Origin of the sequence: Terrabacter terrae (assembly GCF_039529575.1) — a bacterium.
GTDB lineage: Bacteria > Actinomycetota > Actinomycetes > Actinomycetales > Dermatophilaceae > Terrabacter > Terrabacter terrae.
Window position 1 is genome coordinate 690,922 of the sequence record NZ_BAAANB010000021.1, and the last position, 22,020, is coordinate 712,941.

At 72.5% G+C, this 22,020-nt stretch carries 22 protein-coding genes; 14 read left to right on the forward strand and 8 right to left on the reverse strand.

The features are described 5' to 3' along the window. Positions 1-287: 287 nt before the first annotated feature. From ABD194_RS13345 to secA, 5 genes are all read left to right on the forward strand, one after another. Positions 288-920, forward strand: a complete 633-nt coding sequence (locus ABD194_RS13345; protein WP_343992105.1) for a ComF family protein — start codon at positions 288-290, stop codon at positions 918-920. Between the two features lie 280 nt (positions 921-1,200). Next, on the forward strand, positions 1,201-1,848 hold the full coding sequence (hpf, locus tag ABD194_RS13350; RefSeq protein ID WP_343992107.1) for a ribosome hibernation-promoting factor, HPF/YfiA family: 648 nt from the start codon (positions 1,201-1,203) through the stop codon (positions 1,846-1,848). Positions 1,849-2,047: 199 nt separating this feature from the next. Continuing rightward, positions 2,048-2,734, forward strand: coding sequence for a response regulator (locus ABD194_RS13355; protein WP_343992109.1), 687 nt, complete (start codon positions 2,048-2,050; stop codon positions 2,732-2,734). Positions 2,735-2,773: 39 nt separating this feature from the next. After that, positions 2,774-4,054 carry a winged helix-turn-helix domain-containing protein gene (locus ABD194_RS13360; RefSeq protein WP_343992111.1) on the forward strand — a complete coding sequence of 427 codons (1,281 nt, stop codon included), beginning with the start codon at positions 2,774-2,776 and terminating at the stop codon, positions 4,052-4,054. A 208-nt stretch (positions 4,055-4,262) separates the two neighbouring features. Next, positions 4,263-7,088, forward strand: coding sequence for a preprotein translocase subunit SecA (gene secA, locus ABD194_RS13365; RefSeq protein ID WP_343992113.1), 2,826 nt, complete (start codon positions 4,263-4,265; stop codon positions 7,086-7,088). 143 nt (positions 7,089-7,231) lie between these two features. On the opposite strand, the gene ABD194_RS13370 is transcribed toward secA, so the two are convergent. Beyond that, on the reverse strand, positions 7,232-7,747 hold the full coding sequence (locus tag ABD194_RS13370; RefSeq protein ID WP_343992115.1) for an Rv3235 family protein: 516 nt from the start codon (positions 7,745-7,747) through the stop codon (positions 7,232-7,234). Further along, the gene (locus ABD194_RS13375; protein WP_343992117.1) at positions 7,744-8,718 is read right to left on the reverse strand and encodes a LysM peptidoglycan-binding domain-containing protein; all 975 of its coding nucleotides are present in this window, start codon (positions 8,716-8,718) and stop codon (positions 7,744-7,746) included. The genes ABD194_RS13370 and ABD194_RS13375 overlap by 4 nt, the downstream gene beginning before the upstream one ends. A 261-nt stretch (positions 8,719-8,979) precedes the next feature. Between ABD194_RS13375 and ABD194_RS13380 the strand changes: the two genes are divergently transcribed. After that, positions 8,980-9,525, forward strand: coding sequence for a hypothetical protein (locus tag ABD194_RS13380; protein ID WP_343992119.1), 546 nt, complete (start codon positions 8,980-8,982; stop codon positions 9,523-9,525). Positions 9,526-9,547: 22 nt separating this feature from the next. On the opposite strand, the gene ABD194_RS13385 is transcribed toward ABD194_RS13380, so the two are convergent. Next, positions 9,548-9,775: a helix-turn-helix domain-containing protein gene (locus tag ABD194_RS13385; RefSeq protein WP_142184595.1), complete on the reverse strand. Its 228-nt coding sequence runs from the start codon at positions 9,773-9,775 to the stop codon at positions 9,548-9,550. Positions 9,776-10,026: 251 nt separating this feature from the next. Here ABD194_RS13385 and ABD194_RS13390 point away from each other — a divergent pair, with 251 nt between their 5' ends. Next, positions 10,027-10,689, forward strand: a complete 663-nt coding sequence (locus tag ABD194_RS13390; protein ID WP_343992123.1) for a CpaB family protein — start codon at positions 10,027-10,029, stop codon at positions 10,687-10,689. Continuing rightward, entirely contained in the window at positions 10,686-12,188 is a 1,503-nt protein-coding gene (locus tag ABD194_RS13395; RefSeq protein WP_343992125.1) for a CpaE/TadZ family protein, read from the forward strand. The genes ABD194_RS13390 and ABD194_RS13395 overlap by 4 nt, the downstream gene beginning before the upstream one ends. 115 nt (positions 12,189-12,303) lie before the next feature. Here ABD194_RS13395 and ABD194_RS13400 read toward each other — a convergent pair whose 3' ends face one another. Together ABD194_RS13400 and ABD194_RS13405 are read right to left on the reverse strand one after the other, a co-directional pair. Further along, positions 12,304-13,671, reverse strand: coding sequence for a hypothetical protein (locus tag ABD194_RS13400; protein WP_343992127.1), 1,368 nt, complete (start codon positions 13,669-13,671; stop codon positions 12,304-12,306). A 2-nt stretch (positions 13,672-13,673) separates the two neighbouring features. Then, positions 13,674-14,060: a hypothetical protein gene (locus ABD194_RS13405; RefSeq protein ID WP_343992129.1), complete on the reverse strand. Its 387-nt coding sequence runs from the start codon at positions 14,058-14,060 to the stop codon at positions 13,674-13,676. A gap of 40 nt (positions 14,061-14,100) precedes the next feature. Between ABD194_RS13405 and ABD194_RS13410 the strand changes: the two genes are divergently transcribed. The 6 genes from ABD194_RS13410 to pruA all read left to right on the forward strand — a co-directional run bounded on the left by ABD194_RS13410 (position 14,101) and on the right by pruA (position 20,388). After that, a complete protein-coding gene (locus ABD194_RS13410; RefSeq protein WP_343992131.1) occupies positions 14,101-15,522 on the forward strand; it encodes a WS/DGAT/MGAT family O-acyltransferase in 1,422 nt (473 codons plus the stop codon). Continuing rightward, complete coding sequence (locus tag ABD194_RS13415) at positions 15,522-15,962, forward strand: DUF6912 family protein (RefSeq protein WP_343992133.1); 441 nt, start codon at positions 15,522-15,524, stop codon at positions 15,960-15,962. The genes ABD194_RS13410 and ABD194_RS13415 overlap by 1 nt, the downstream gene beginning before the upstream one ends. An 11-nt stretch (positions 15,963-15,973) precedes the next feature. Continuing rightward, entirely contained in the window at positions 15,974-17,293 is a 1,320-nt protein-coding gene (locus tag ABD194_RS13420; RefSeq protein WP_343992135.1) for a phosphotransferase, read from the forward strand. A gap of 63 nt (positions 17,294-17,356) precedes the next feature. Continuing rightward, positions 17,357-18,079 carry an SGNH/GDSL hydrolase family protein gene (locus tag ABD194_RS13425; protein WP_343992137.1) on the forward strand — a complete coding sequence of 241 codons (723 nt, stop codon included), beginning with the start codon at positions 17,357-17,359 and terminating at the stop codon, positions 18,077-18,079. Positions 18,080-18,195: 116 nt separating this feature from the next. Then, on the forward strand, positions 18,196-18,594 hold the full coding sequence (locus ABD194_RS13430) for a DUF4870 domain-containing protein (protein ID WP_343992139.1): 399 nt from the start codon (positions 18,196-18,198) through the stop codon (positions 18,592-18,594). A gap of 165 nt (positions 18,595-18,759) precedes the next feature. Then, entirely contained in the window at positions 18,760-20,388 is a 1,629-nt protein-coding gene (gene pruA, locus ABD194_RS13435) for an L-glutamate gamma-semialdehyde dehydrogenase (protein ID WP_343992141.1), read from the forward strand. Positions 20,389-20,515: 127 nt separating this feature from the next. Here the strand turns inward: pruA and ABD194_RS13440 are convergent, their stop codons facing one another. The 3 genes from ABD194_RS13440 to ABD194_RS13450 form a co-directional block, all read right to left on the reverse strand. Beyond that, a complete protein-coding gene (locus tag ABD194_RS13440) occupies positions 20,516-21,013 on the reverse strand; it encodes a DUF2505 domain-containing protein (RefSeq protein ID WP_343992143.1) in 498 nt (165 codons plus the stop codon). Positions 21,014-21,106: 93 nt separating this feature from the next. Then, a complete protein-coding gene (locus ABD194_RS13445; protein WP_343992145.1) occupies positions 21,107-21,679 on the reverse strand; it encodes a hypothetical protein in 573 nt (190 codons plus the stop codon). Continuing rightward, positions 21,676-21,954, reverse strand: coding sequence for a hypothetical protein (locus ABD194_RS13450; protein WP_343992147.1), 279 nt, complete (start codon positions 21,952-21,954; stop codon positions 21,676-21,678). The genes ABD194_RS13445 and ABD194_RS13450 overlap by 4 nt, the downstream gene beginning before the upstream one ends. Between the last annotated feature and the right edge of the window lie 66 nt (positions 21,955-22,020).

Here is a 22,020-nt window from a genome sequence, read left to right on the forward strand (position 1 = left end):
CATGGGCAGGCCCGTCGGGAGGTCAGGGAGGTCGCATGGGGGGAGACACTGTGGGCCGGTCAACCCGGTCCCGCGTGTCGGCTGCGTTGTCGCGGCTGCGCGCCTCGGACCTCGTCGACCTCGTCCTGCCTCGCCAGTGCGGCGGCTGCCTGCGAGCGGGCACTGACTGGTGTCCCAGGTGCGCCCGTGCCCTCGCCGGCCTCTCCTTCGACACCATCGCGGACGGCGCGGCCCCGGCGCGTCGGAGGGGCACGCATACGGCGCAGGTCGGGGTTCGCGGTCCGGGCATGAAAGGCGGTCCGGGCGGTCCCGGGGACGGCGCCGGCGCCGGGGGAGGGGGTCCGTGGGTGGTGCCGCACCCGGCGCCCGACGGCATGCCACCCGTGCATGCATGGGGTGTCTACGCCGACCCCCTGCGCGCGGCCGTCTCGGCGTGGAAGGACGCCGGGCGGCGCGACCTGCTCGACGTCCTGTCGCCCTTGCTGGCCCATTCGCTCGACGGGGTGCTGCGGGGCTGCAGCTGGCAGGAGGGGGTGGTCCTGGTCGTCCCCGCGCCGTCGTCGCGAAGCGCCGTGCGGCAGCGGGGCGACACGCCGATGGAGGGCCTGTGCCGGGCCGCCGTCGCAGCGGTCGCCGGTCCCTCGCTCCCGGCACTGCGTCTGGCCCCTGCCCTGCGCCACCGTCGCCGCGTCGAGGACCAGTCCGGACTCGGCACGGCCGAGCGCAGGGGCAACCTGTCCGGCGCGCTGGAGGTGAAGTCCCTGTGGGAGAACGTCGTTCGCGGTCGTCGGTGTCTCCTCGTCGATGACGTGGTGACGACGGGGGCCACCCTCGCAGAGGCGGCTCGGGCCCTGCGTCGCGCCGGCGCGAGCGACGTGGTGGGGGCTTGCATGGCCGCCACGCAGCGCACCAGAGGGTGACCCGACGCCCCATGCAGGCGCAGCGCGCCGGGGCCTCGGAGCGGGTCTCGTGTGACATCTGATGCGTTGGCCCGGCACGCCTTCCAGTCAGGGCGCCACGCCACTAGGGTCGAGTCATAGCCCCCGTCCCGGGGTGCGGCACAGGGGCCGCCCGCCAGGGGACGCGATCGACGGGAAGGGGTGGTGCTGCAGCATCGGCGGGCCTGTCCAAGGTGACCAGAGCCCTTGAACCACTCTCACTGCACCGCACGAGGAAGACGTGCGCGATCAAGGAGGAACTGTGGAGATCGTCGTCACTGGACGCCACGTCCAGATCCCCGACCGATTCCGTGAGCAGCTCGACGAGCGGCTGGCCAAGGTGTCAGCCCTCGCCCCCAAGGTCCATCGCATCGACGTAGTCGTCACCCACGAGCGCGTCGTGCGTGGGTCCGAGAAGGTTGAGATCACGTGCTACGCGAAGGGCCCCGTGATCCGGGCCGAGGCTTGTCTCGACGACAAGTTCGCCGCCCTCGACGCGGCCGTGGACAAGCTCATGGAACGCCTGAGGCGGGTGCACGACAAGCGGCGGGTCAGCCGCGGACGACGAATCCCGGAGTCCGTCGCACGGGCGACGGCGCGTGTCGACGCCTCCGCCGGCGGTGCGGAGCAAGCCGAGCCGCTCGAGAGCGCCAACGGCCAGGTCGACGACCTCGATCGCTTCGGAGCCCTGGGCAACTCGCCCATCGAGGTCCGCGAGAAGATCCACACCGCGGCTCCGATGTCCCTCGAGGAGGCGGTCAACCAGATGGAGCTCGTCGGTCACGACTTCTTCCTCTTCCACGACGCCGACACCGACCGGCCGAGCGTCGTCTACCGCCGTCGCGGGTGGAGCTACGGGGTGCTGCACCTCGAGACCGAGGCCGACGCCGCGGTCGCGGCCACCGGCTGATCCCTGCTTCCCTGTCGGCGGCCGCCCCCGGCCGCCGACCGTGCTGGAGTCGGGGCGCGCCTTCCCCCCTCAGGGGCGCCCCGACTCCCCGCCGACACGGCACACCCCAGGCGTAGGCGCTCGGCACGCCGCGGCTGAAGCGGCACGACTCGCAGGGTGGTGCGGGCGCTTCGTCGGCGCTCTGGGACAAGATGGACCCGTGAACCTGCTACCCGACGTCATCCGGGTCCTCATCGTCGACGACCACGCGCTCTACCGCCGGGGCCTGCAGACCGTGCTCGCGGTCGAGGACGGCATCGAGGTCGTCGGGGAGGCGGCCGACGGCGTCGAAGCCGTCGACCAGGCCGAGGAGACCCTGCCCGACGTCATCGTCATGGACGTCGGCATGCCCAAGCGCGGCGGCATCGACGCCTGTCGCGTCATCAAGCAGCGCGTTCCCTCGGCGCGGATCCTCATGCTCACCAGCTCCGACGACGAGGCGAACCTCTTCGAGGCGGTCCGTGCCGGTGCCAACGGCTACCTCCTCAAGGACGTCCCGCCCGAGGAGGTCGCGGCCGGCATCCGCAGCGTCTTCCACGGCCAGTCGCTCCTCTCTCCGCTCATGGCTGCCAAGCTGCTCAACGAGTTCGCCCAGATCAGCCAACGCGCGTCGGTGCCGGCGCCGACGCCGGGGCTCGAGCTGCCGCGCCTGACGCAGCGCGAGCTCGAGATCCTCAAACGAGTGGCCCTGGGCCGGCTCAACCGCGAGATCGCCACCGAGCTGTTCATCTCCGAGAACACCGTGCGCAACCACATCCGCAACATCCTCGACAAGCTGCAGATGCACTCGCGCATGGAGGCGGCGATGTACGCCGTGCGCCAGCGGCTCATCGACCCCGGCGAGTGAGTGACGCGTGAGCGTGGGTGACGGGTCGGTGGGCAGCCGGTGAGCGGGGGAGCGGCGAGCGGCGCCGTCCTCGTGGGCGCCCGCGCGCGAACCCTCACCCGTGGGCAGGCGCGGCGCGTCGCCATCGCTGCCCAGGGTTTTCTCGACCCGCGGCCCGAGCCGTTCGCCGCCACCATGCGGCACGTGCAGCGGGTCGTCGACCGGGTCGGGGTCGTGCAGATCGACAGCGTCAACGTTCTGACCCGCAGCCAGTACCTCCCGTTCTTCTCGCGGTTGGGTCCCTACGACACCGCGCTCGTCGACCGCGCCCGTGACCGGGCACCGCGACGCCTCGTCGAGTACTGGGCGCACGAGGCGAGCCTCCTCCCGCCGTCGACGTGGCCGCTGCTCGACTTCCGCATGCGCGCGGCGGCCGAGAAGGCGTGGGGCGGCATGCGCCGGATCCTGCAGGAGCGTCCCGACTACGTCGACCTCGTGCGCGCCGAGGTGGAGGCGCGTGGACCGATGACCGCGCGGGAGGTCGAGGCGGCCCTTGCCCACGACCAGCCGCGCCGCAGCGACCACTGGGGCTGGAACTGGTCCGACGTCAAGCAGGCCCTCGAGTACCTCTTCTGGGCCGGGCAGATCAGCTCGGCCGGGCGCACGAGCCAGTTCGAGCGCCGGTATGCCGCCCTGGCCGTCACCGCGCCCCCGGCGCAGCGGGCGACGTGGACGGATCGACCCGGCGCCGAGGCCGATGCCGACCGCTACGTCGAGCTGGTGCGCATCGCCGCCCGCGCCCACGGCGTCGCCACCGAGCTCTGCCTCGTCGACTACTTCCGGATCCGGCGCGAGGACGCACGGCCGGCGATCGCACGGCTCGTCGCCGAGGGCGAGCTCGTCCCGGTCACGGTCCCCGGCTGGAAGCCCGCCTGGCTGCACGCCGAGGCGCGGCTGCCGCGCCGGGTCCACGTCGAGGCGCTGCTCAGCCCGTTCGACTCGTTGGTCTGGACCCGAGACCGCATCCACGCCCTGTGGGACTTCCACTACCGCATCGAGATCTACACGCCGGCGCACAAGCGCGTGCACGGCTACTACGTCCTGCCCTTCCTCTACGGCGACGCGCTCGTGGCCCGCTGCGACCTCAAGGCGGACCGGGCTGCCGGTGTGCTGCGGTGCCACCGCGTCACCTGGGAACCCGGCGCCCCGGCCGAGGCGCGCCCGGCTCTGCTGCGCAACCTCGAGGCGATGGCCCGCTGGCTCGGCCTGGACGCCGTGGACGCCGTGGACGCCGAGGACGCCGAGGACGCCGAGGACGCCGTCGGCATCGTGGACGCGTGAACGCATGGCACGCCGCGGAGGGTGGCTGAGCGGTTGGGGGCGACACGGCATACGTCCTCGGGTCATGCTGGAACCGGGCCGCTCGCCGATGCGTTGGTCGTTGTGTCCGGAGGGCGGCTAGCCTAGGGCGGGTCCCGTGACCACTCACGGGCGATGGAGCCCGCCCACCGGGCGCGTCCACACGTTCAGTCGGGAGTGAGATCACCAGATGGCCGTCATCGAGAAGCTGCTTCGCGCCGGCGAAGGCCGGACCCTGAAGAAGCTCCAGGGCATCGCCAAGCAGGTCAACGCCCTCGAGGCCGACTTCGAGAAGCTCACCGACGAGGAGCTGCGCGACGAGACCAAGGGCTTCCGCGAGCGCCTCGACAACGGCGAGACCCTCGACATGCTGCTCCCGGAGGCCTTCGCCGCCGTCCGCGAGGCGAGCAAGCGCACCCTGGGCAAGCGGCACTTCGACGTCCAGCTCATGGGCGGTGCTGCGCTCCACATGGGCAACGTCGCCGAGATGAAGACCGGTGAGGGCAAGACCCTCGTCGCGACCCTGCCGAGCTACCTCAACGCGCTGTCCGGCAAGGGCGTGCACGTCATCACGGTCAACGACTTCCTCGCCGAGTACCAGTCCGAGCTGATGGGCCGCGTGCACCGCGCCCTCGGCATGGAGACCGGCTGCATCCTGGCCTCGATGAACCCGGAGCAGCGACGCGCCGAGTACGCGAAGGACATCACCTACGGCACCAACAACGAGTTCGGCTTCGACTACCTGCGCGACAACATGGCGTGGGACCCCACCGAGCTCGTGCAGCGCGGCCACAACTTCTGCATCGTCGACGAGGTCGACTCGATCCTCATCGACGAGGCCCGCACGCCGCTCATCATCTCGGGGCCGGCCGACCTCGCGACGAAGTGGTACGTCGAGTTCGCCCGGATCGCCGCCCGACTGACCCGCGGCGAGGACGGCCGCGGCGACTACGAGGTCGACGAGAAGAAGCGCACCGTCGGCGTGCTCGAGTCGGGCATCGCCCGGGTCGAGGACCTCCTCGGCATCGACAACCTCTACGACACGGTCAACACGCCGCTCATCGGCTACCTCAACAACTCCATCAAGGCCAAGGAGCTGTTCAAGAAGGACAAGGACTACGTCGTCCTGAACGGCGAGATCCTCATCGTCGACGAGCACACCGGCCGCATGCTTCCCGGCCGGCGCTACAACGAGGGCATGCACCAGGCGATCGAGGCGAAGGAGGGCGTCGAGATCAAGAACGAGAACCAGACGCTCGCCACGATCACCCTGCAGAACTACTTCCGCATGTACGACAAGCTCTCGGGCATGACGGGCACGGCGCAGACCGAGGCCGCGGAGCTGAACTCGATCTACAAGCTCGGCGTCATCCCGATCCCGACGAACCGCCCCATGATCCGCAAGGACCAGGCCGACCTCGTCTACCGCACCGAGGTGGCCAAGTACGACGCCGTCGTCGACGACATCGCCGAGAAGCACGCTGCCGGCCAGCCTGTGCTCGTGGGCACCGTGTCCGTCGAGAAGAGCGAGTACCTCTCCCAGCAGCTGAAGAAGCGCGGCATCAAGCACGAGGTCCTCAACGCCAAGCACCACGAGCGGGAGGCCGCCATCGTCGCCGAGGCCGGCCGCAAGGGCGCCGTCACCGTCGCGACGAACATGGCCGGTCGAGGCACCGACATCATGCTCGGCGGCAACTCCGAGTTCCGGGCCGTGGCCGAGCTCAAGAAGCGCGGCCTCGATCCGCACGAGACGCCCGACGAGTACGAAGCCGCCTGGGACGAGGCTCTCGCCAAGGCCGAGCAGGAGGTCGCGGCCGAGCACGAGGAGGTCACCGCGCTCGGCGGCCTCTACGTGCTCGGCACCGAGCGTCACGAGTCGCGCCGCATCGACAACCAGCTGCGTGGTCGTTCCGGCCGCCAGGGAGACCCGGGCGAGTCCCGCTTCTACCTCTCCCTCAACGACGACCTCATGCGCCTGTTCAACGCCGGGTTGGTCGACCGCTTCATGCAGACGGCCGGCATGGAGGACAACGTGCCGATCGAGTCCAAGATGGTGACCAACTCGATCCAGAAGGCCCAGGGCTCGGTCGAGGCGCAGAACTACGAGATCCGCAAGAACGTCCTCAAGTACGACGACGTCATGAACCGCCAGCGCCAGGTCATCTACGACGAGCGCCGTGCCGTGCTGATGGGCGAGGACCTGCACGAGCAGCTGCGCTTGTTCGTCAACGACGTCGTGAACTCCTACGTCGATGCTGCGACGTCGGAGGGCTTCGCCGCGGACTGGGACCTCGAGAAGCTCTGGGACGCGATGCGCCAGGTCTACCCGGTGTCCCTGACCATCGAGGAGGTCGAGGACATGGCCGGCGGCCGGCAGGCCATCTCGGCCGAGCTGCTGCGCGAGCAGCTGATGTCCGACGCGCACCACGCGTACGACCTGCGCGAGGAGTCGCTCGGCTCCGAGACCATGCGCGAGGTGGAGCGGCGCGTGGTGCTGTCGGTCCTCGACCGCAAGTGGCGCGAGCACCTCTACGAGATGGACTACCTCCAGGAGGGCATCGGCCTGCGGGCCATGGCCCAGCGCGACCCGCTCATCGAGTACCAGCGTGAGGGCTTCCAGCTCTTCGAGGCGATGATGGAGGCGATCAAGGAGGAGTCGGTCTCGCACCTGTTCTCCGTCGAGGTGCAGGTCCCCGAGCCGGTCGCCACCCCGGTGGGCGCCGCCCCGATGTCGGTCGGCGACCTCGTCGCCGGCCTCGCCGCCGGCCCGGTGGCCGACGACACGACCGGCGCAGCGGCCGAGGCCCAGGCCGGCGCCGCGACGCCGGCTCGGCAGCCGGTGGCCTCCGGGGTCCGCGTCTCGGGTGTCGACCTGGAGAGCGACGGCCAGCGCTCCGGTGCCCTGCGCTACACCGCGCCCGGCGAGGACGGCCGCGCCGTCGAGAGCGGTGGCCAGCAGACGGTCGAGCGCAAGGCCGACCGCCGCGGCAAGAAGGTCAAGCGCAAGCGCCGCTGACCGACAGGCACGAACGTACGGACGTCCCGGGCACCGGCTGGTGCCCGGGACGTCGGCATTCGCAGCCCCCCGTATGCCGTGTCTCACCTCGTGCGCCACCGTGCGACGCCGGTGCGCGTCCGAGAGCCTCTGGTGGTGTGTGGTCAGCCGATCGTCAGGGCCGTGACGAGCCAGCGTCCGTCGAGACCCTCGAGGCGCAGCGCCAGGGCACGGACGCGGCCGTGCGCCACGACGACGGCGCACGCCTCGACCACCCCGTCGGCGGGCTCGCAGACGCGAACCCGCCGCACGACGGCCTGACGTCGGGTCCCGGGGAGGCGGCGTCGACCGGCGACCATCGCCTGGCGGGCGAGGACCGAGTAGACGGTGGGAGCGGTGTAGCGGATCAGCTGCGGGGCCGGCCGCTGACCCGACACGATCTCGATGATGGCCTGCGACAGGCGGGCCACGAGGGGTGCCGGGTCCGGCAGGGCAATGCTTCGGGTCGGCTGGCGGCCGAAGTCCTCGTCGTCGCGCGCCCCGAAGAAGTCGAGGGCCAGGGCGTCCTGCGCGTACGGCTGCTCACCGTGCCAGGCCTCGTCCGCGCTGATGATGCGTGGGGCGGTCTGCGGGATGCGCCGGACGATGAAGGAGTCGCAGGCCCCGGCCGTGGCGCTCATCGCCGGGCTCCGGGCGCCACTGCGGTGGCGGTGTGCACGGTCGCTCCGGGGGCCTGGTCGTCGTCGGCCGTCGGCGGGCGCAGCTGCTGTCCGGGGACGAGGACGTCGGGATTCTCGCCGATGACTGCGCGGTTGGCGGCGTGCCACCGAGGCCACTCGTGGGCCACCTGCGCGTCGGAGGCGCCGGGCCCCAGGTGCCGGGCGGCCACGGACCAGAGGGAGTCGCCGCGGTGGACGGTCACGAGGTCGTGGGTGGAGACGGCGACTCGCGGGACCGGTGCCAGCAGGTGCGGCCGGTCGGCGTCGTGGACCGGCGACGGTGCCGTCGGAACGTAGCCGGGGCCGGGCGCGGGAGCTGCTGCGGTCAGGGGAGCCGGGGCGTGGCCCTCGTGGCTGGTGACCGGCTGTCCCCGCGTCGGCAGGAAGCCCGGCCCCTCGCCGAGCCGGGAGCGGGTGGCGGCCGCCCGGTCCTGGGGCCGGTCATGGCCGTGACCGTCCGTGGGCGTGAAGTCGGGCGTGAAGTCGGGCGTGAAGTCGGGCGTGGGGCCGCCGCGCGTCGCCTCCGGGATGGCGTCCAAGCTGCCCCTCCCGGCCGCCACGGGAGCCGACGCCGCGGTTGAGACGGGAGCAGCGGGCAGGGCGCAGGAACCGACAGCAGCCCCGAGCACGAAGGTGAGCGCCCTTCGCACCGCCAGCGGGGTGACCCGCTGCGCCACCTCTGCGGCCAGCCGGCCGGCAGCGCCGGGGAGCAGGGCCAGCGCCGCGAGCACCGAGCCGAGGACCAGCCACGCGGCGAGACCGACCCCCGTCCAGGCGAGCAGCACCAGGAGGACGTCGTCGGGGCGTGCGGCGCCGGGCACCAGGGCCGAGGCCTGCCGCGCCGGTGTCAGCAGGAGCAGGAGTGCCGCGGTCCCGACGGCAAGGCCGAGCAGGCTGGCGACCAGCTCACGAGCTGCCGCGCCGCGCGCCACACCTGGAGGGGCCGGCGCCCGCAACGGCGTTCTGGTCGCCGTCGCGCCGGTCGGTCCGGCACTCGCCCCGATGTTCGCCGTGGTGGTCGGTGAAGTGGCCCGTGTGGTGCTCCGCTCGCGGGCCGGCTCGGAGGCCGGCGTCCAATGTGTTCCCCTGTTCATTCGTTTATTCAATGCAGTTTGCATTCGTTTGGTCAAGTATGGGTTTGGTCAAGAGCGTTTCGAGTAGCCGTGAGTCCCGTGGACCGGGAGGGTGTCGTCATGCGGTGGGACCGACTGTTCGAGGACCTCGAGGCGCAGCTCGCACTGGAGGACCTGCGTGAGCTCGACTCGGAGGTCGCCGACCGGACCCGGCGCGAGCGGGCGCTGCTCGACGTGCACACCCGACTGCTGGCGAACGTGGGCGTGACGGGGGTGGCCCTAGGACTGCCTGGACGGGTCCTCGGCGGCCGGCTCGTCGACGTCGGCCCGGACTGGGCCCTGCTCGAGACGGCGCCGCAACGGCCGGTGCTCGTGGCGTTGCACGCCCTCCGGGCCGTCTCGGGCCTCGGGCGCGGTGCGCGCACACCCTCCGTCGTGGCGAAGCGGTTCGGTCTCGGGGCGGCACTGCGCGCGCTGAGCCGCGACCGGGCCGTCGTGGAGATCTGCGACCTCGACGGCCGGCCGGCGACCGGCACCATCGACGTCGTGGGAGGTGACCACCTCGAGCTCGCCGAGCACGCGCCGGACGAGCTGCGCCGAGCCTCCAACCTCACCGGGCGCCTGCTCGTGCCGTTCTGGTCGCTCGGGTCGGTGCGACGGCTCTGAGCGGGTGTCTCCGAGCGGGTGGCTACTCCTCGCCGGCGCCGCCGAAGGGGTGCGCCTGCACGAAGGACTTGGTCTCGGCATACATCCGCTGGATGTAGTTCTCGAGCTCGGTCGCCTCGACCCGCCACTGTCCCCGGCCGCCGATCTTGATGGCGGGCAGCTCGCCCGAGCGCACGAGGGCGTACGCCTGGGCTGAGGAGATGTTGAGGATCTCCGACACCTCGGCGAGCTGCAGGAACCGCTGGGCCACGTGAACTCCTCCTCTGCAGCCGTCGTGTCGACGGCCCCGAACACACTCGTACCCCCAAGCAGGCGCCGGGCGACCCCTCGGGCCCGGTCGGGGGCGTGCTCATCCTAGGGAGGGCGCGTCGAAGCCTCGTGGGTTGTCCCCAGCTGTGCGCCTGGACGCGCGCCCGGGGCGCCCCTGATGCAAGATGTTGCCGCGACGTCAGGCCGACAGCCGACGTGAGCCATTCGCCGGCATGACCACAGGGGACCCACATGACAGAGCTGGCCACACCCAGCGCCAAGCGCCTGCAACGACCGTCCTGGCGCGACAGTCGACTCCTCGTCGGGGTGCTGCTCGTCCTCCTCGCGGCAACGCTCGGCGCCAAGGCGGTGGCCAGCGCCGACGACCGGGTCCCGGTGTGGGTCGCTTCCGGCAACCTCGTCGCCGGCGACCGGATCGACGACTCCTCGTTCGTGCGCGCCGACGTCCGGCTCGGTGACGGCATGACCGGCTACCTCGAGGCAGACGCGCCGGCACCGACCGGGTCCTTCATGCTCCGTGACGTCCGCGCCGGCGAGCTCGTCCCCGTCTCGGCGGTCGGCGGTGCCGACGCGGTGGACGTCCAGCGGGTCACCGTACGCGCCGACGCCCTGTCGACGACGGGCTTGGCGCGCGGCAGTCGGGTGGACGTCTTCGTCACCCCCAAGGCCTCGACCACGAGCGACTCGGCACGGGTGGAGACCAAGAAGGTGCTGGAGTCGGCAGCCGTGGCTGCGGTGCTGACCAGCTCCGGCGGTTTCGGGTCGGGATCGTTGACCTCCGTGCAGATCTACGTGCCCGCCGCCAAGGTCCAGCCCCTCGTCGAGGCCGTCGACGCGGAGGCCAAGGTGACCCTGGTCCCCGCCGTCGGTGCCCTCTCCGGTGGTGGGGCGTGAGCGAGGTCCTGACCGCGCTGGGCCACCAGTGGGAGTCTGCCGTCGCCACGACCCTGGAAGGGCTCCGGGGCGTCACGGTGAGCCGGCGCTGCGCCGACGTGCCGGAGCTGCTGTCGGTCGCCGACGCCGGACTGGGCGACACGGCCGTCGTCTCGTCGGACCTGCGAGGTCTCGACCTGGCCGTGGTGGATCGACTGAGGGCCAACCGGATCCACGTGGTGGGAGTCCATCCTGCCGACGACGAGGGCGCCGAGCGCCGGCTGCGACAGCTGACGATCGCGGTCACCCTGCCCGTGGACGCGGGCGAGGACCGGTGGCTTCAGGCCCTCGACGGAGGATCGGCGGCGGAGGGCCTGGAGGCCGCGCTGCAGGGGCCGGACGCCCAGTCGGAGCTCCTGTCGGGGCCAGGCTGGAAGGTCCTGTCGGAGTCCCCGGCCAACGACGAGCCCGACGCCGTCCCCGACCGGGTCGTCGACCACGCGGACGTCCCCCACGGGACGGGGTGGCGTCCAGCGGGCGCGCCTTCCGCATCGTCCACCGACGGCGACACCGGACCTGTCGAGCATCGCCTCGGCGGCGACCCTGCGGAGGATGCTGTGCCAGGCCGTGACCGCGGACCCCAGCGGGCTCCGGTCATCGCGGTGTGGGGTCCGACCGGCGCACCGGGACGCACGACCGTCGCCACCACCCTGGCGGCCGAGCTCGCGGCGCGAGGTGTCGAGACCCTCCTCGTCGACGCCGACACCTACGGGGGCTGCGTCGCCCAGTCGCTCGGCCTGCTCGACGAGGCACCCGGCGTCGCGGCCGCCTGCCGCGCAGCCGACCAGGGGCTGCTCGACCTGCCCGCGCTCTCCCGCATCGCCCCGCAGGTCGTCCCCGGTCTGCGAGTGCTCACCGGCCTGCCCAAGGCCGAGCGCTGGCCGGAGGTGCGGGCCGCGGCCCTCGAGCGGGTCCTCGAGCTCAGCCGCGTCCTGGTGCGGGTCGTCGTTATCGACTGCGGGTTCTGCCTCGAGGACGACGAGGAGCTCAGCTACGACACCGCGGCCCCGCGCCGCAACGAGGCCACCCTGACCTCCCTCGCGGCGTCGGACCTCGTGGTGGCCGTGAGCGGGGCCGACCCCGTCGCCCTGCAGCGTTTCGTGCGCGGCCTCCAGGAGCTGGGCACCGTGCCCTCCGGCGAGCCGGTCGCGGTGGTCAACCGGGTGCGCGCCGGCGCCGTCGGGTCGCGCCCCGAGTCGCGCATCGCCGACTCCCTCCAACGGTTCGCGGGGCTCGGGTCGGTGCGGTTCGTGCCCGACGACCCGGCGACGCTCGACGCCGCCCTCCTCGCGGGCCGCTCGCTGGTCGAGCACGCGCCCGAGTCACCCGTGCACCGCGCCGTCGCCGACCTGGCCACCGGCCTGCTCCCGTGGACGGCGCCCGCCGACCGTCGGCAGCGCCGCGAACAGCGCAGGCGTGGACCCCGGAGACGCCGCTCCTCGGCCTCGGTCGAGGCGTGAGCGTTCTGTCCGCCGCGTCCCGCCGGCCGTGAGCCGGCCGTCGTCCAACCGGCCGTCGTCCGGCCGCTCGCCGTCCGGTGCTCGACCTCAGCCGCTCGACCTCAGCCGCTCGACCTCAGCTGCTGAAGAGGATCGTCAGGCCCCCGAGTGTGTAGAAGATCATGACGACCATGAGCGGGACCTGACCGACCACCGCGACCCGGCGGTCGAAGACGGTGATCGCACGCTCGTGAGCGGCGAAGACGCCGAGCACGTGGCCCACGACGATGCTGACGGCCTGGATCGTCGCAACGAGCGTCGGCTGGATCAGGGCGTCGTTCGGGGTCAGCCCGGCAGTTCCGAGCAGGTCGGCCCCCGTGCCCAGCGGGTCGGTGAGCAGGCGCCATGCGTACTGCCCCTGGTAGACCCACAGCGACCAGTAGTGCGCGACGAGGTAGCCGCCGGCGATCGGGATGAGCGAGGGCGCGATGTCGCTGACGAACGAGAAGGAGCTCGAGAGCGGTTCGCGGGCGAGGCGCACCGACACCGCCGAGGCGAGCCAGATCGTCACCGCGACGAGCCCGAAGAAGCCGAGGAGCGTCAGCGTCTTCAGCAGCGACGACGGCAGGGGCGAGCTCTGCACGAATGTCGCCCAGCCGAGGTTGGCCGAGAACCCGTCGTATGCCGTCCCGCCGAGCATGACGGCCACGGTCGGCACGAGGCCGCGCTGCCCGCGTTGGCCGTTGACTCCGTGCAGCGGAGTGCGCAGCACCCAGCGGCCGTCGTGGCGCCGCCCCAGCGGGGAGAGCAGCCCGAGCAGCCGGGACCACGCCTCGAAGGGATCGGCCTGGTCGAACCACTCCCGGCCGAAGACGGCTGCTCCGAGGATCGACACGGCCAGGAAGCCGCCGACCAGCAGGCGCAGGAACACGAGGGAGGTGCTCTCCTCCGCGACGAGCTCCACCCAGGTGAAGCTGCCGAGCCCCAGAGCTGCCGGCCACAGTCCCGACCGGTAGGGCAGCGCGGCGAGGTGGGGGGAGACCCGTGCGAGTCGAAGCAGCCGCGCGTGCAGCGCCCGCACCGGGTTGATGACCCTCCAGACGGGGCCCAGCAGCATCGAGGCGAACGCCAGGCCGACCCACAGCCACACGTAGACGACGTGTGGGACGGGGTTGCGCGCCGAGTCCGGGCCGAGGAAGAGCGCCGCGAGCGTCCACAGCGTGAGGACGCCTGCAAGGACGCGGGTGACGGTGCGCAGCCCGCGGGAGTCGAGCAGCGCCGCGAGCGGTCGGGGCAGGAGCACCCCGTCCGTGTCGCGCAGGCGCGGTTCCCGCCAGAGCGTGCCCAGTGCGACGAAGGAGATGACCAGCACGGCCACCGCGGCGACGACGAGTGCCGTGAAGGGCAGCGGGAGGTCACTGCGGCTGCCCACGCCATGGGCCGGGAGCGCCGCGGGCAGCACCGCGGGCAGGACTGCAGTCAGGGCGGCGGGCAGGAGTGCCATGGTCAGCGGACGGCGACCGTCAGCAGGGTCAACGCCGGGTCGTGGGTCTCGACCTCGTAGACTCCGGGCTCCTTGCCGGTCAGCCGCAGGGTCGTCGCCGTGCCGGCCTTGAGCTGAGCCTCGACGTCGAACCCGTGGGCGTGCAGCTCGTCGTCGTGGTCGCTGGTCACCGACAGCTCGAGCGTCGACCCGACAGGCAGGTCTACCTGGGCCGGTGCGGGCGTCACGGTCGTACCGGTGACCCGCACGGCGAGGCGCTTCACGCTGCTGGTGGCCGCGGTCCCGCCGTCTCCGACGGTCGAGGGCTGCGGGCTGCCCGAGGAGCACGCGGCCGCGCCGGCCAGCGCAAGGACGCACACGGCATACGGGACGGTACGAAACGCTCGCATGGCCCCGATCCTAGGCAGGGCCGTCTGGCAGAGTGTCACCATGTCCGACCGCCTGACCTCGCTCGACGCGTCGTTCCTCTACCTGGAGGAGTCCACCACGTCGATGCACGTCGGGTCGGTCATGGTCTTCCAGCCACCGCGCGAGGGCTTCGACTACGACCAGCTCGTGCGGATCATCGAGAGCCGCATCGGCGCGATCCCGCGCTTCCGGCAGAAGGTCCGGGACGTGCCGGGGCGGATCGCCAACCCCGTCTGGGTCGACGACGAGGCGTTCGACATGGGCTACCACGTGCGCCGCGCCGCGCTCCCTCGCCCGGGCAGCGACCGGCAGCTGCAGGACTTCGTCGCCCGCGTCCAGCCGCGCAAGCTCGACCGCACGCGCCCGCTGTGGGAGGTCTACCTCGTCGAGGGCCTCCACGACGGTCGCTTCGCCATCGTCAGCAAGACGCACCACGCGCTCATCGACGGGGTGAACGCGCTCGACATCGCGCACGTCATCGTCGACTCCGTCAAGGGCGGCGACCTCGACGAGGCGGTGCTGCCGTGGCAGCCGAGCCGGCCACCGTCCTCCGTGGAGCTCGTGGCGGGGGCCGTCGTCGACGCGGTGCGCCGGCCGACCCAGGTCGTCGACCTCGTGCGCGGGGGTCTCAACGACGCCGTCAACGTGGGGCTGCGGGCGGTGGAGTCCGCGGGTCAGGTCCTCTCGACGGTGGCGCGCACCGCGGCGCGACCGGCGCCCGACTCCCCGCTCAACGCGGCGATCGGCTCCTCCCGCCGGTGGGTGATGGTCGCGACCGACCTCGACGACTACCGGCTCGTGCGCAAGCGCCTGGCGCGCGGCGCCTACGCCGAGGACGTGACGATCAACGACGTCGTGCTCGCGACGATCGCGGGCGGGTTCCGGTCCTGGCTGCTGGGGCGCGGCGAGGCGGTCAGCCCGCACACCCGTGTCCGGGCCATGGTGCCGGTCAGCATCTACGGCGACGACCCCTCAGGGATGTACGCCAACCAGGTGATGGCCTGCGTCGTCAACCTCCCGGTGGGCGAGCCGGGCGCCTCGATGCGGCTGCACCAGATCGCCTTCGCCATGCGCCAGCAGATGGAGGGCGGCCAGGCGGTCGGGGCGACCTCGCTCGCCAACCTCGCCGGTTTCGCGCCGCCGACGCTGCACGCGCTCGGCGCACGTCTCGGTTCGGCGATGTCGCGGCGCCTCTACAACGTCATGATCACCAACGTGCCCGGGCCGCAGACGCCCCTCTACGCGGGTGAGGCGGAGATGCTGTCCACCTACCCGGTGACGCCGCTCGCCAAGGGCCAGGCCCTCTCGATCGGGATCACGTCCTACAACGGGGGCGTCTACTTCGGCCTCAACGCCGACCGGGACGCCATGCCCGACGTCGACGTGCTCGGCCAGTCCATCGTCGAGTCGCTGGCCGAGCTGACCAGCGGGAGGGAGTCCTGATGCCCGTCGTGCGCGTCTACGTGCCGCTGGGGCGTGCGGGCCTCGAGGAGCTCGCCGGCACGGGCGCGCTCGCCGCGGGTCCCGGCAGCCCACGGACCGCGTATGCCGTCACGTCCCGTCTCGAGCGGGTGGCGCCGGGTCTCGACGTCGAGGACCTCGAGTACGCCGCGTTCAGCGACGCCGTCGCCGCGGCCGCGCAGCTGCGCGGCACCCCGTCCGACCGCCGGGTCGTGGCCTCCGCCGACGCCGACGCGTCGTGGGTCGCGCCGCGCGAGGGCGCGCCCGTGTCGAAGGTGGCGCTGACCGCCCCCGTGCCGCTCGCCCGCGTCGCGTCGTTCCACGTCGACGACGAGGTGGCCGCCGGCGTCGAGGAGGAGGCGGACGAGCTGCTCTGGTACGACGTCACCGAGCTCGACGACGTGCGCTCCTTCTTCGGCTGAGGTGCGGCGCCGTGGCCGACGACGAGGAGGTCGCCCTCTACGCCCCGACGGGCGAGGTCGTCGGTGCGGCGCCCCGCTCCGTCGTCAGGGCCCGCAACCTGGGGCACGCGGCGTCCTCGGTGGTCGTCCGTGACCCGATGGGCCGGGTCTACCTGCACCGGCGCACGACGACGAAAGACGTCTACCCGGGGCTGCTCGACTTCGCCGCCGGCGGCGTCGTCCTCGCGGGGGAGGACCCCGCCGTCGGCGCGGTCCGCGAGGTCGAGGAGGAGCTCGGCGTGGCCGGCGTGCCGCTCGAGCCGCACGGGAGCACCCACTACGCCGACGAGCACACCGACTACGTGGCTGTGCAGTTCGTCACGACGTGGGACGGCCCGATCCGGTGGCAGCCGGAGGAGGTCTCCTGGGGCGAGTGGGTGACCGTCGAGGAGCTCGTGCGCCGCCTCGACGAGGAGCCTGCCACCGTGGTGCCCGACAGCTGCGCCGTCTGGTCGTCGACCGTGCGATCGTGGCACGCGGACCGGGTCCTCCTGGAGCAGGGCTGGGACAACATGACGACGCTCGTGGAGGGTCGCTGGGTCGACCGGGTGGGCAGGCGACCGGAGGCGGAGTCGGCCCTGCTCGCCGAGGTGCGCCTGCTGGCCGTTCTGGCCGACGGGCTGCCACTGGAGGTCCCGCGCCCCGTCGTGCTGGACCGGCACCCCGTGCGGGTCCGCCACACCCTCGTGGCGGGGACGGCCGTCGACCCGCCGTCGCTCACGGCCGCCGACGGCCGGCACTTCGCCCGCTTCCTGGTCGCGCTCCACGCGACGCGGCCGGCGCTCGCCGCCGAGGTCGGGTGTCCCGCTGCCGCGGACGACCACGCCCATCGCGCCGCCCGCGTGGCGCGCTTCCGGGACGTCGTCCTGCCCGCGCTGCCGGCTGCCGTGCGGCCCGCTGGGGAGTCGTTGTTGAAGCGGGTGGCCACCGTGCGCGAGCAGGCCCTGTGCCACGGCGACCTGGTGGCCGAGCACGTGCTGGGGCACGACGGGCACCTGAGCGGGGTCATCGACTGGGGCGACGCGCGCGTCACCGACCCGGCGCTCGACCTCGCGTGGGCGCTCAACGCCAGCTCCGAGCCGTTCGCGCAGGCCGTGGCCGACGGGGTCGGAGCCACCGCAAACCTGCGCGCGAGGTCCCGGGCCTGGTGGGCGCTGACGCCGTGGTTCGAGGTCGAGCACGGGCTCGAGCGCCGGCTGGAGAGACAGGGCCACGGCGACGCCGACGGACAGCAGCTCGACGGCGCCCTGCGAGTGCTCGTCGACCGGCTGCGGTGGTGGCAGGGCGGATGACCGTCGTCCCACGTGCTGGTCGGATGGGGCCGAGGCCGCACGATCCCTTGTTACCTTGCGGGAATGGACTTCACCGCCGACGAGTATGCGCGCCGCGACGCCGACCGCCTCCGCGAGATCCTCTCCGGTCCACCCGTCACCTGGGTCTTCCTCGGCGACAGCATCACCCAGGGGGTGACGCACACGCACGGGCACCGCAGCTACGTCGAGCACTTCGCCGAACGCGTACGCGGTGAGCTCGGTCGTCGTGGCGACGCCGTCGTGAACTCCGGTGTCTCCGGCGCCACCACCGAGGACCTGCTGCCCGAGTTCCACTGGCGCGCAGGCCGGTTCGCGCCTGACGTCGTCTTCGTGCTGTTCGGCACCAACGACATGGTGTCCGGTGAGGACGGATTGCGCGGCTTCCGCTACCGCCTCGACCAGATCGTCCAGCGCTCGAGGGACGTGGGCGCCACCGTGGTGCTGCAGACCCCGCCGCCGGTCCTCGACGAAGGAGAGCGAAACTCCCGACTGCTCGCGCTCTACGCGCAGGCGGTTCGGGAGGTCGCGGACGACCTCGGGGTCCTGGTCGTCGACCACGCCGCCGCTTGGGAGACCGCCGCTGCGGACCCCGCGGACGGCGGGACCGACGTCGCCCCGTCGGGCTGGCTCGACGACCCCTTCCACCCGGGCGCCCGTGGGCACCACGAGATGGCGCTCACGCTCCTGGCCACCCTCGGAGTCCTCGACCCGGCCAGCGCCGTCTGCTCGCTCGCCGTCGACGACGGCGTCGGCGCCCGCGCGTGAGCCCCGCTTGAGACACGGCCCCGTGGCACGGGTGCACTGACATCAGGGTCGGATCAGGGTCCGGTCAGGGCGCTCCCCAGCAGCGGATCGGCCGTCCGAAGCGCGAGGATGGAGGCATGACGCATCCCATCCCGAACCCGTACGGCCAGTCCCTCACCCCCACGGGCGAGGAGCGCACCTGGGCCATCCTCGGCCACCTCGCGGCGATCATCGCTGCCGTCATCTCGGCCGGCTGGCTCAGCTTCGTCGGCCCCCTCGTCATCTGGGCCATCTACAAGGACCGCAGCGCCTTCGTGCGCCGGGCGGCGGCCGGCTCCTTCAACTTCAACCTCGCCGTGTGGGCAGCCATCATCGTCGGTTGGATCATGTTCTTCACGGTGCTGCTGATCCCGCTCGCCATCATCGTCTGGATCGTCGCCGTGGTGGCGGGACTGTGGTTCCACATCCGGGCCGCGATGGCCGCCAACCGCGGAGAGTCGTTCCGCTACCCGTGGAGCATCCCGGTCCTGCACTGAACGACGGTCCCGACGGAGGCGACCGCCGCGACCCAGCCAAGGCGCGGAGGAACGGCGCTGCAGCCGGCATGGAACGATGGAGTGGTCCGCCCACGAGGCGGGCCGCCCCCGCCCCGGTCGGGCACCGACCGGGCCCGCCGACCGTGCCAACTGCAGGAGAACTTGATGGACGCCGTGACCCACGTGCCCGCACCGGCCAACGAGCCGGTGCTCGACTACGCGCCGGGCTCGCCCGAGCGAGCCGCGCTCGAGGCCGCCCTCACCGAGCTCGGCGCCTCCGCCCGCGAGCTGCCGCACACGATCGACGGCAAGCGGGTGACGGGCTCCGGCGCGGAGATCGCCGTGCGCCAGCCGCACGCGCACGCCAAGGTGCTCGGCACGCTGCGCAACGCGACCGTGGAGGAGGGCCAGGCCGCCGTCGACGCGGCGAAGGCCGCTGCGCCGATGTGGCGCGAGCTCTCCTTCGACGACCGAGCTGCCGTCCTGCTCAAGGCCGCGGAGCTGCTCTCCGGGCCGTGGCGCGCCAGGCTCAACGCTGCGACGATGCTGGGACAGTCGAAGACGGCATACCAGGCCGAGATCGACGCGGCGTGCGAGCTGATCGACTTCTGGCGCATCAACGTGCACTTCGCCCGCCAGATCCTCGAGCAGCAGCCCCCGCTCAACGCCAAGGGTGTGTGGAACCGCTCCGACTACCGCTCGCTCGAGGGCTTCGTCTACGCGATCACCCCCTTCAACTTCACCGCCATCGCCGGCAACCTGCCCACCGCGCCGGCGCTCATGGGCAACACCGTCGTGTGGAAGCCGAGCCCGACGCAGCAGCTCGCTGCGCAGCTGACGATGGAGCTGCTCGAGGAGGCCGGCATGCCGCCGGGCGTCATCAACCTCGTCACCGGCGACGGCATCGAGGTCAGCAAGGCGGCCCTCGCCGACGAGGACCTCGCCGGCATCCACTTCACCGGCTCCACCCCGACGTTCAAGCACCTGTGGCAGCAGGTCGGGGCCAACTTGGACCGCTACCGCACCTACCCGCGCCTCGTCGGCGAGACCGGCGGCAAGGACTTCATCCTCGCCCACCCGAGCGCCGACCCGGCCGTGCTGCGCACCGCCATGATCCGTGGTGCCTTCGAGTTCCAGGGCCAGAAGTGCTCGGCCGCCTCCCGCGCCTACGTCCCGGCCTCGGTGTGGAGGGAGATCAAGGACGACCTCGTCGACATCACGAACGGCCTGAGGCAGGGTGACGTCACCGACCTGTCCAACTTCATGGGCGCCGTCATCGACGAGCGGGCCTTCGCCAAGCACAAGGACGCCATCGACCGGGCGCACGCCACCGGCGGCATCGAGGTCCTCGCCGGCGGCACCTACGACGACTCGGTCGGCTGGTTCGTGCGCCCGACCGTCCTCGAGGTCAAGGACGCCGGCGACGAGTCGTTCCGCACCGAGTACTTCGGCCCGATCCTGTCGGTCCACGTCTACGAGGACGGCGACTACGACACCGTGCTCGACCAGATGGAGCGCTTCGCGCCGTACGGCCTGACCGGCTCGATCATCGCGCAGGACCGCCGGGTCATCGCCGACGCGACGAGGCGCCTGCGCTTCGCCGCCGGCAACTTCTACGTCAACGACAAGCCGACCGGCGCCGTCGTGGGGCAGCAGCCGTTCGGCGGCGGCCGCGCCTCCGGCACCAACGACAAGGCCGGCGCCGCGCAGAACCTGCTGCGCTGGACGAGCGTCCGCTCCATCAAGGAGACCTTCGTGCCGCCGACCAACCACACCTACCCGCACATGGGCTGACGCCCGCCGGCTGCAGCAGGCCGGATGCCGAACGGGCCCGACTCCTCCACGGAGTCGGGCCCGTTCGTCGCCAGGGCACCGAGTCGCCAGAGGCGCGGAGTCGACAGGGACGCGTGTCAGGCGCGGGTCAGGCGTGCTCGGCGATCCACGCCGTCCCGGTCTTGCGCTCGGCGCGGATCGCGTCGACGACGGCCGGGGCGGCCGCCTTCTCGACCTTGGCTCCGAAGAGCGGGATGGAGGCCTTGAGGTCACCCTCGACCGTGATCGAGGTGCCTCCGGAGGTCGGCGCGAGCTTGATGGTCGACCGCATGGCCACCGGGGCCCCCGCCACCTCGACCACGAGGGTGCCGGAGCGTGCGCCGTCGGCGGCAGGGGCCCCCCACTCGTACGTCTCGGTCACGGAGAGCGTCGGGCCCACGATCGACTTGGCGAAGTCGGGAAGGCCGTCGGCGGGCAGGTCACGCCTCGTCACGACACGCGCCCCGTCGCCCGCAGGGGTGACCGCCGCCTCGTGCTTCCGGGCGCCGGCCTCGACGCACTTGCGCTCCTGGAAGGTCGGGTCGGTGACCATGGCGTAGACGGTCTCGGGCGGCGCGGCATACGTCATCGTCTCGGAGATCTTCATGACGGACACGCTATTGCACCCCGCCGCCGGCTCCTGCGCGCAGGCCCGCGACGGGAGCGAGTATGCCGTCCACGGTGGCCGCGTCGCGGCCCCTCACGTGCCCGAACGCGCGCGAACGGACAGGGCGGCGAGCGTCGTGCCCGACTGCTCGAGCTCGCGGCCGAGCCGCGCCAGCTCCCGCGAGCGGGCGGCGGTCACCCGGTTGAGCAGCTCCTGGAGGCGCTCGCGCTCGGCGAGACGCTGGGCCGGTTGGACCCGGCTGGGCCCGGATCGCTCGACGACGAGGTGCCCGTCGACCACGAGGTCGACCCGGGCCAGAGCGGGCTCCAGTGCGCGCAGCCGTGCCGCAGACTCGACGGCCGTGGTGGTCCACGCCTGCAGGAGGCTGCCGACGCGATCGAGCTCGGTGGCGGCGCGGGTCAGGAGCTCCTCCTCGCGGCGGGTGGGACCTGGCGAGCCCACGCGGGCAGTTCGGTCGCCGCCCGCCGTATCCGTGGTGCCGGGGGGGCCGGCGTCGGCGCGTCCGCGACGGGCGCCGGCTCGGGAGGCGCGGCTCGCCGACGCGTCGAGGTCGAGCACGAGGTCGGCCAGGCGCCCGGCCTGGCTGAGGAGGGCGCCGCCCAGGGCTGACGTGGATGCGGGGTCGCCGGGGGATGAGAACGTCATGGCCGGCCGACCCTCCGGGCGTCGGTCTGCTGCACGCGGGTCGCGGCCGCGCCGAGCTCGAGGAGGCGCTCCTCGAGAGCCTCCGACAGCGCGGCGAGCGTGTCGGCCGCCTGCTCGACCCAGGCGTCGAGGGCGCGTTGGGTCGGCAGGTCACCCACGTCCGGCACATGGGTCAGCAGCTCCTCGGAGAGGCTGCGGGCCGTCGATCGAGCCGCCGCGAGCGCTCGGAGCGTCGCGGGATCCGTGGCGTGCGGCGCCCCGGTCCCGTCGTCCATGGCACCACTCTAGGGACTGCCGCGAGGGGTACCGGCCAGTTCTCCACCGGGGTGTCCGGCCCCGGA

Bases quoted from the DNA above. Each gene is read 5' to 3' on its own strand.
- pruA (WP_343992141.1), top strand. From the start codon at position 18,760: ATGGACGCCGTGACCCACGTGCCCGCACCGGCCAACGAGCCGGTGCTC.
- ABD194_RS13450 (WP_343992147.1), bottom strand. From the start codon at position 21,954: ATGGACGACGGGACCGGGGCGCCGCACGCCACGGATCCCGCGACGCTC.
- ABD194_RS13440 (WP_343992143.1), bottom strand. From the start codon at position 21,013: ATGAAGATCTCCGAGACGATGACGTATGCCGCGCCGCCCGAGACCGTC.
- ABD194_RS13425 (WP_343992137.1), top strand. From the start codon at position 17,357: ATGGACTTCACCGCCGACGAGTATGCGCGCCGCGACGCCGACCGCCTC.
- ABD194_RS13380 (WP_343992119.1), top strand. From the start codon at position 8,980: ATGCGGTGGGACCGACTGTTCGAGGACCTCGAGGCGCAGCTCGCACTG.
- ABD194_RS13445 (WP_343992145.1), bottom strand. From the start codon at position 21,679: ATGACGTTCTCATCCCCCGGCGACCCCGCATCCACGTCAGCCCTGGGC.
- ABD194_RS13390 (WP_343992123.1), top strand. From the start codon at position 10,027: ATGACAGAGCTGGCCACACCCAGCGCCAAGCGCCTGCAACGACCGTCC.
- ABD194_RS13430 (WP_343992139.1), top strand. From the start codon at position 18,196: ATGACGCATCCCATCCCGAACCCGTACGGCCAGTCCCTCACCCCCACG.
- ABD194_RS13345 (WP_343992105.1), top strand. From the start codon at position 288: ATGAAAGGCGGTCCGGGCGGTCCCGGGGACGGCGCCGGCGCCGGGGGA.
- ABD194_RS13400 (WP_343992127.1), bottom strand. From the start codon at position 13,671: ATGGCACTCCTGCCCGCCGCCCTGACTGCAGTCCTGCCCGCGGTGCTG.
- ABD194_RS13410 (WP_343992131.1), top strand. From the start codon at position 14,101: ATGTCCGACCGCCTGACCTCGCTCGACGCGTCGTTCCTCTACCTGGAG.
- secA (WP_343992113.1), top strand. From the start codon at position 4,263: ATGGCCGTCATCGAGAAGCTGCTTCGCGCCGGCGAAGGCCGGACCCTG.
- ABD194_RS13415 (WP_343992133.1), top strand. From the start codon at position 15,522: ATGCCCGTCGTGCGCGTCTACGTGCCGCTGGGGCGTGCGGGCCTCGAG.
- ABD194_RS13370 (WP_343992115.1), bottom strand. From the start codon at position 7,747: ATGAGCGCCACGGCCGGGGCCTGCGACTCCTTCATCGTCCGGCGCATC.
- ABD194_RS13405 (WP_343992129.1), bottom strand. From the start codon at position 14,060: ATGCGAGCGTTTCGTACCGTCCCGTATGCCGTGTGCGTCCTTGCGCTG.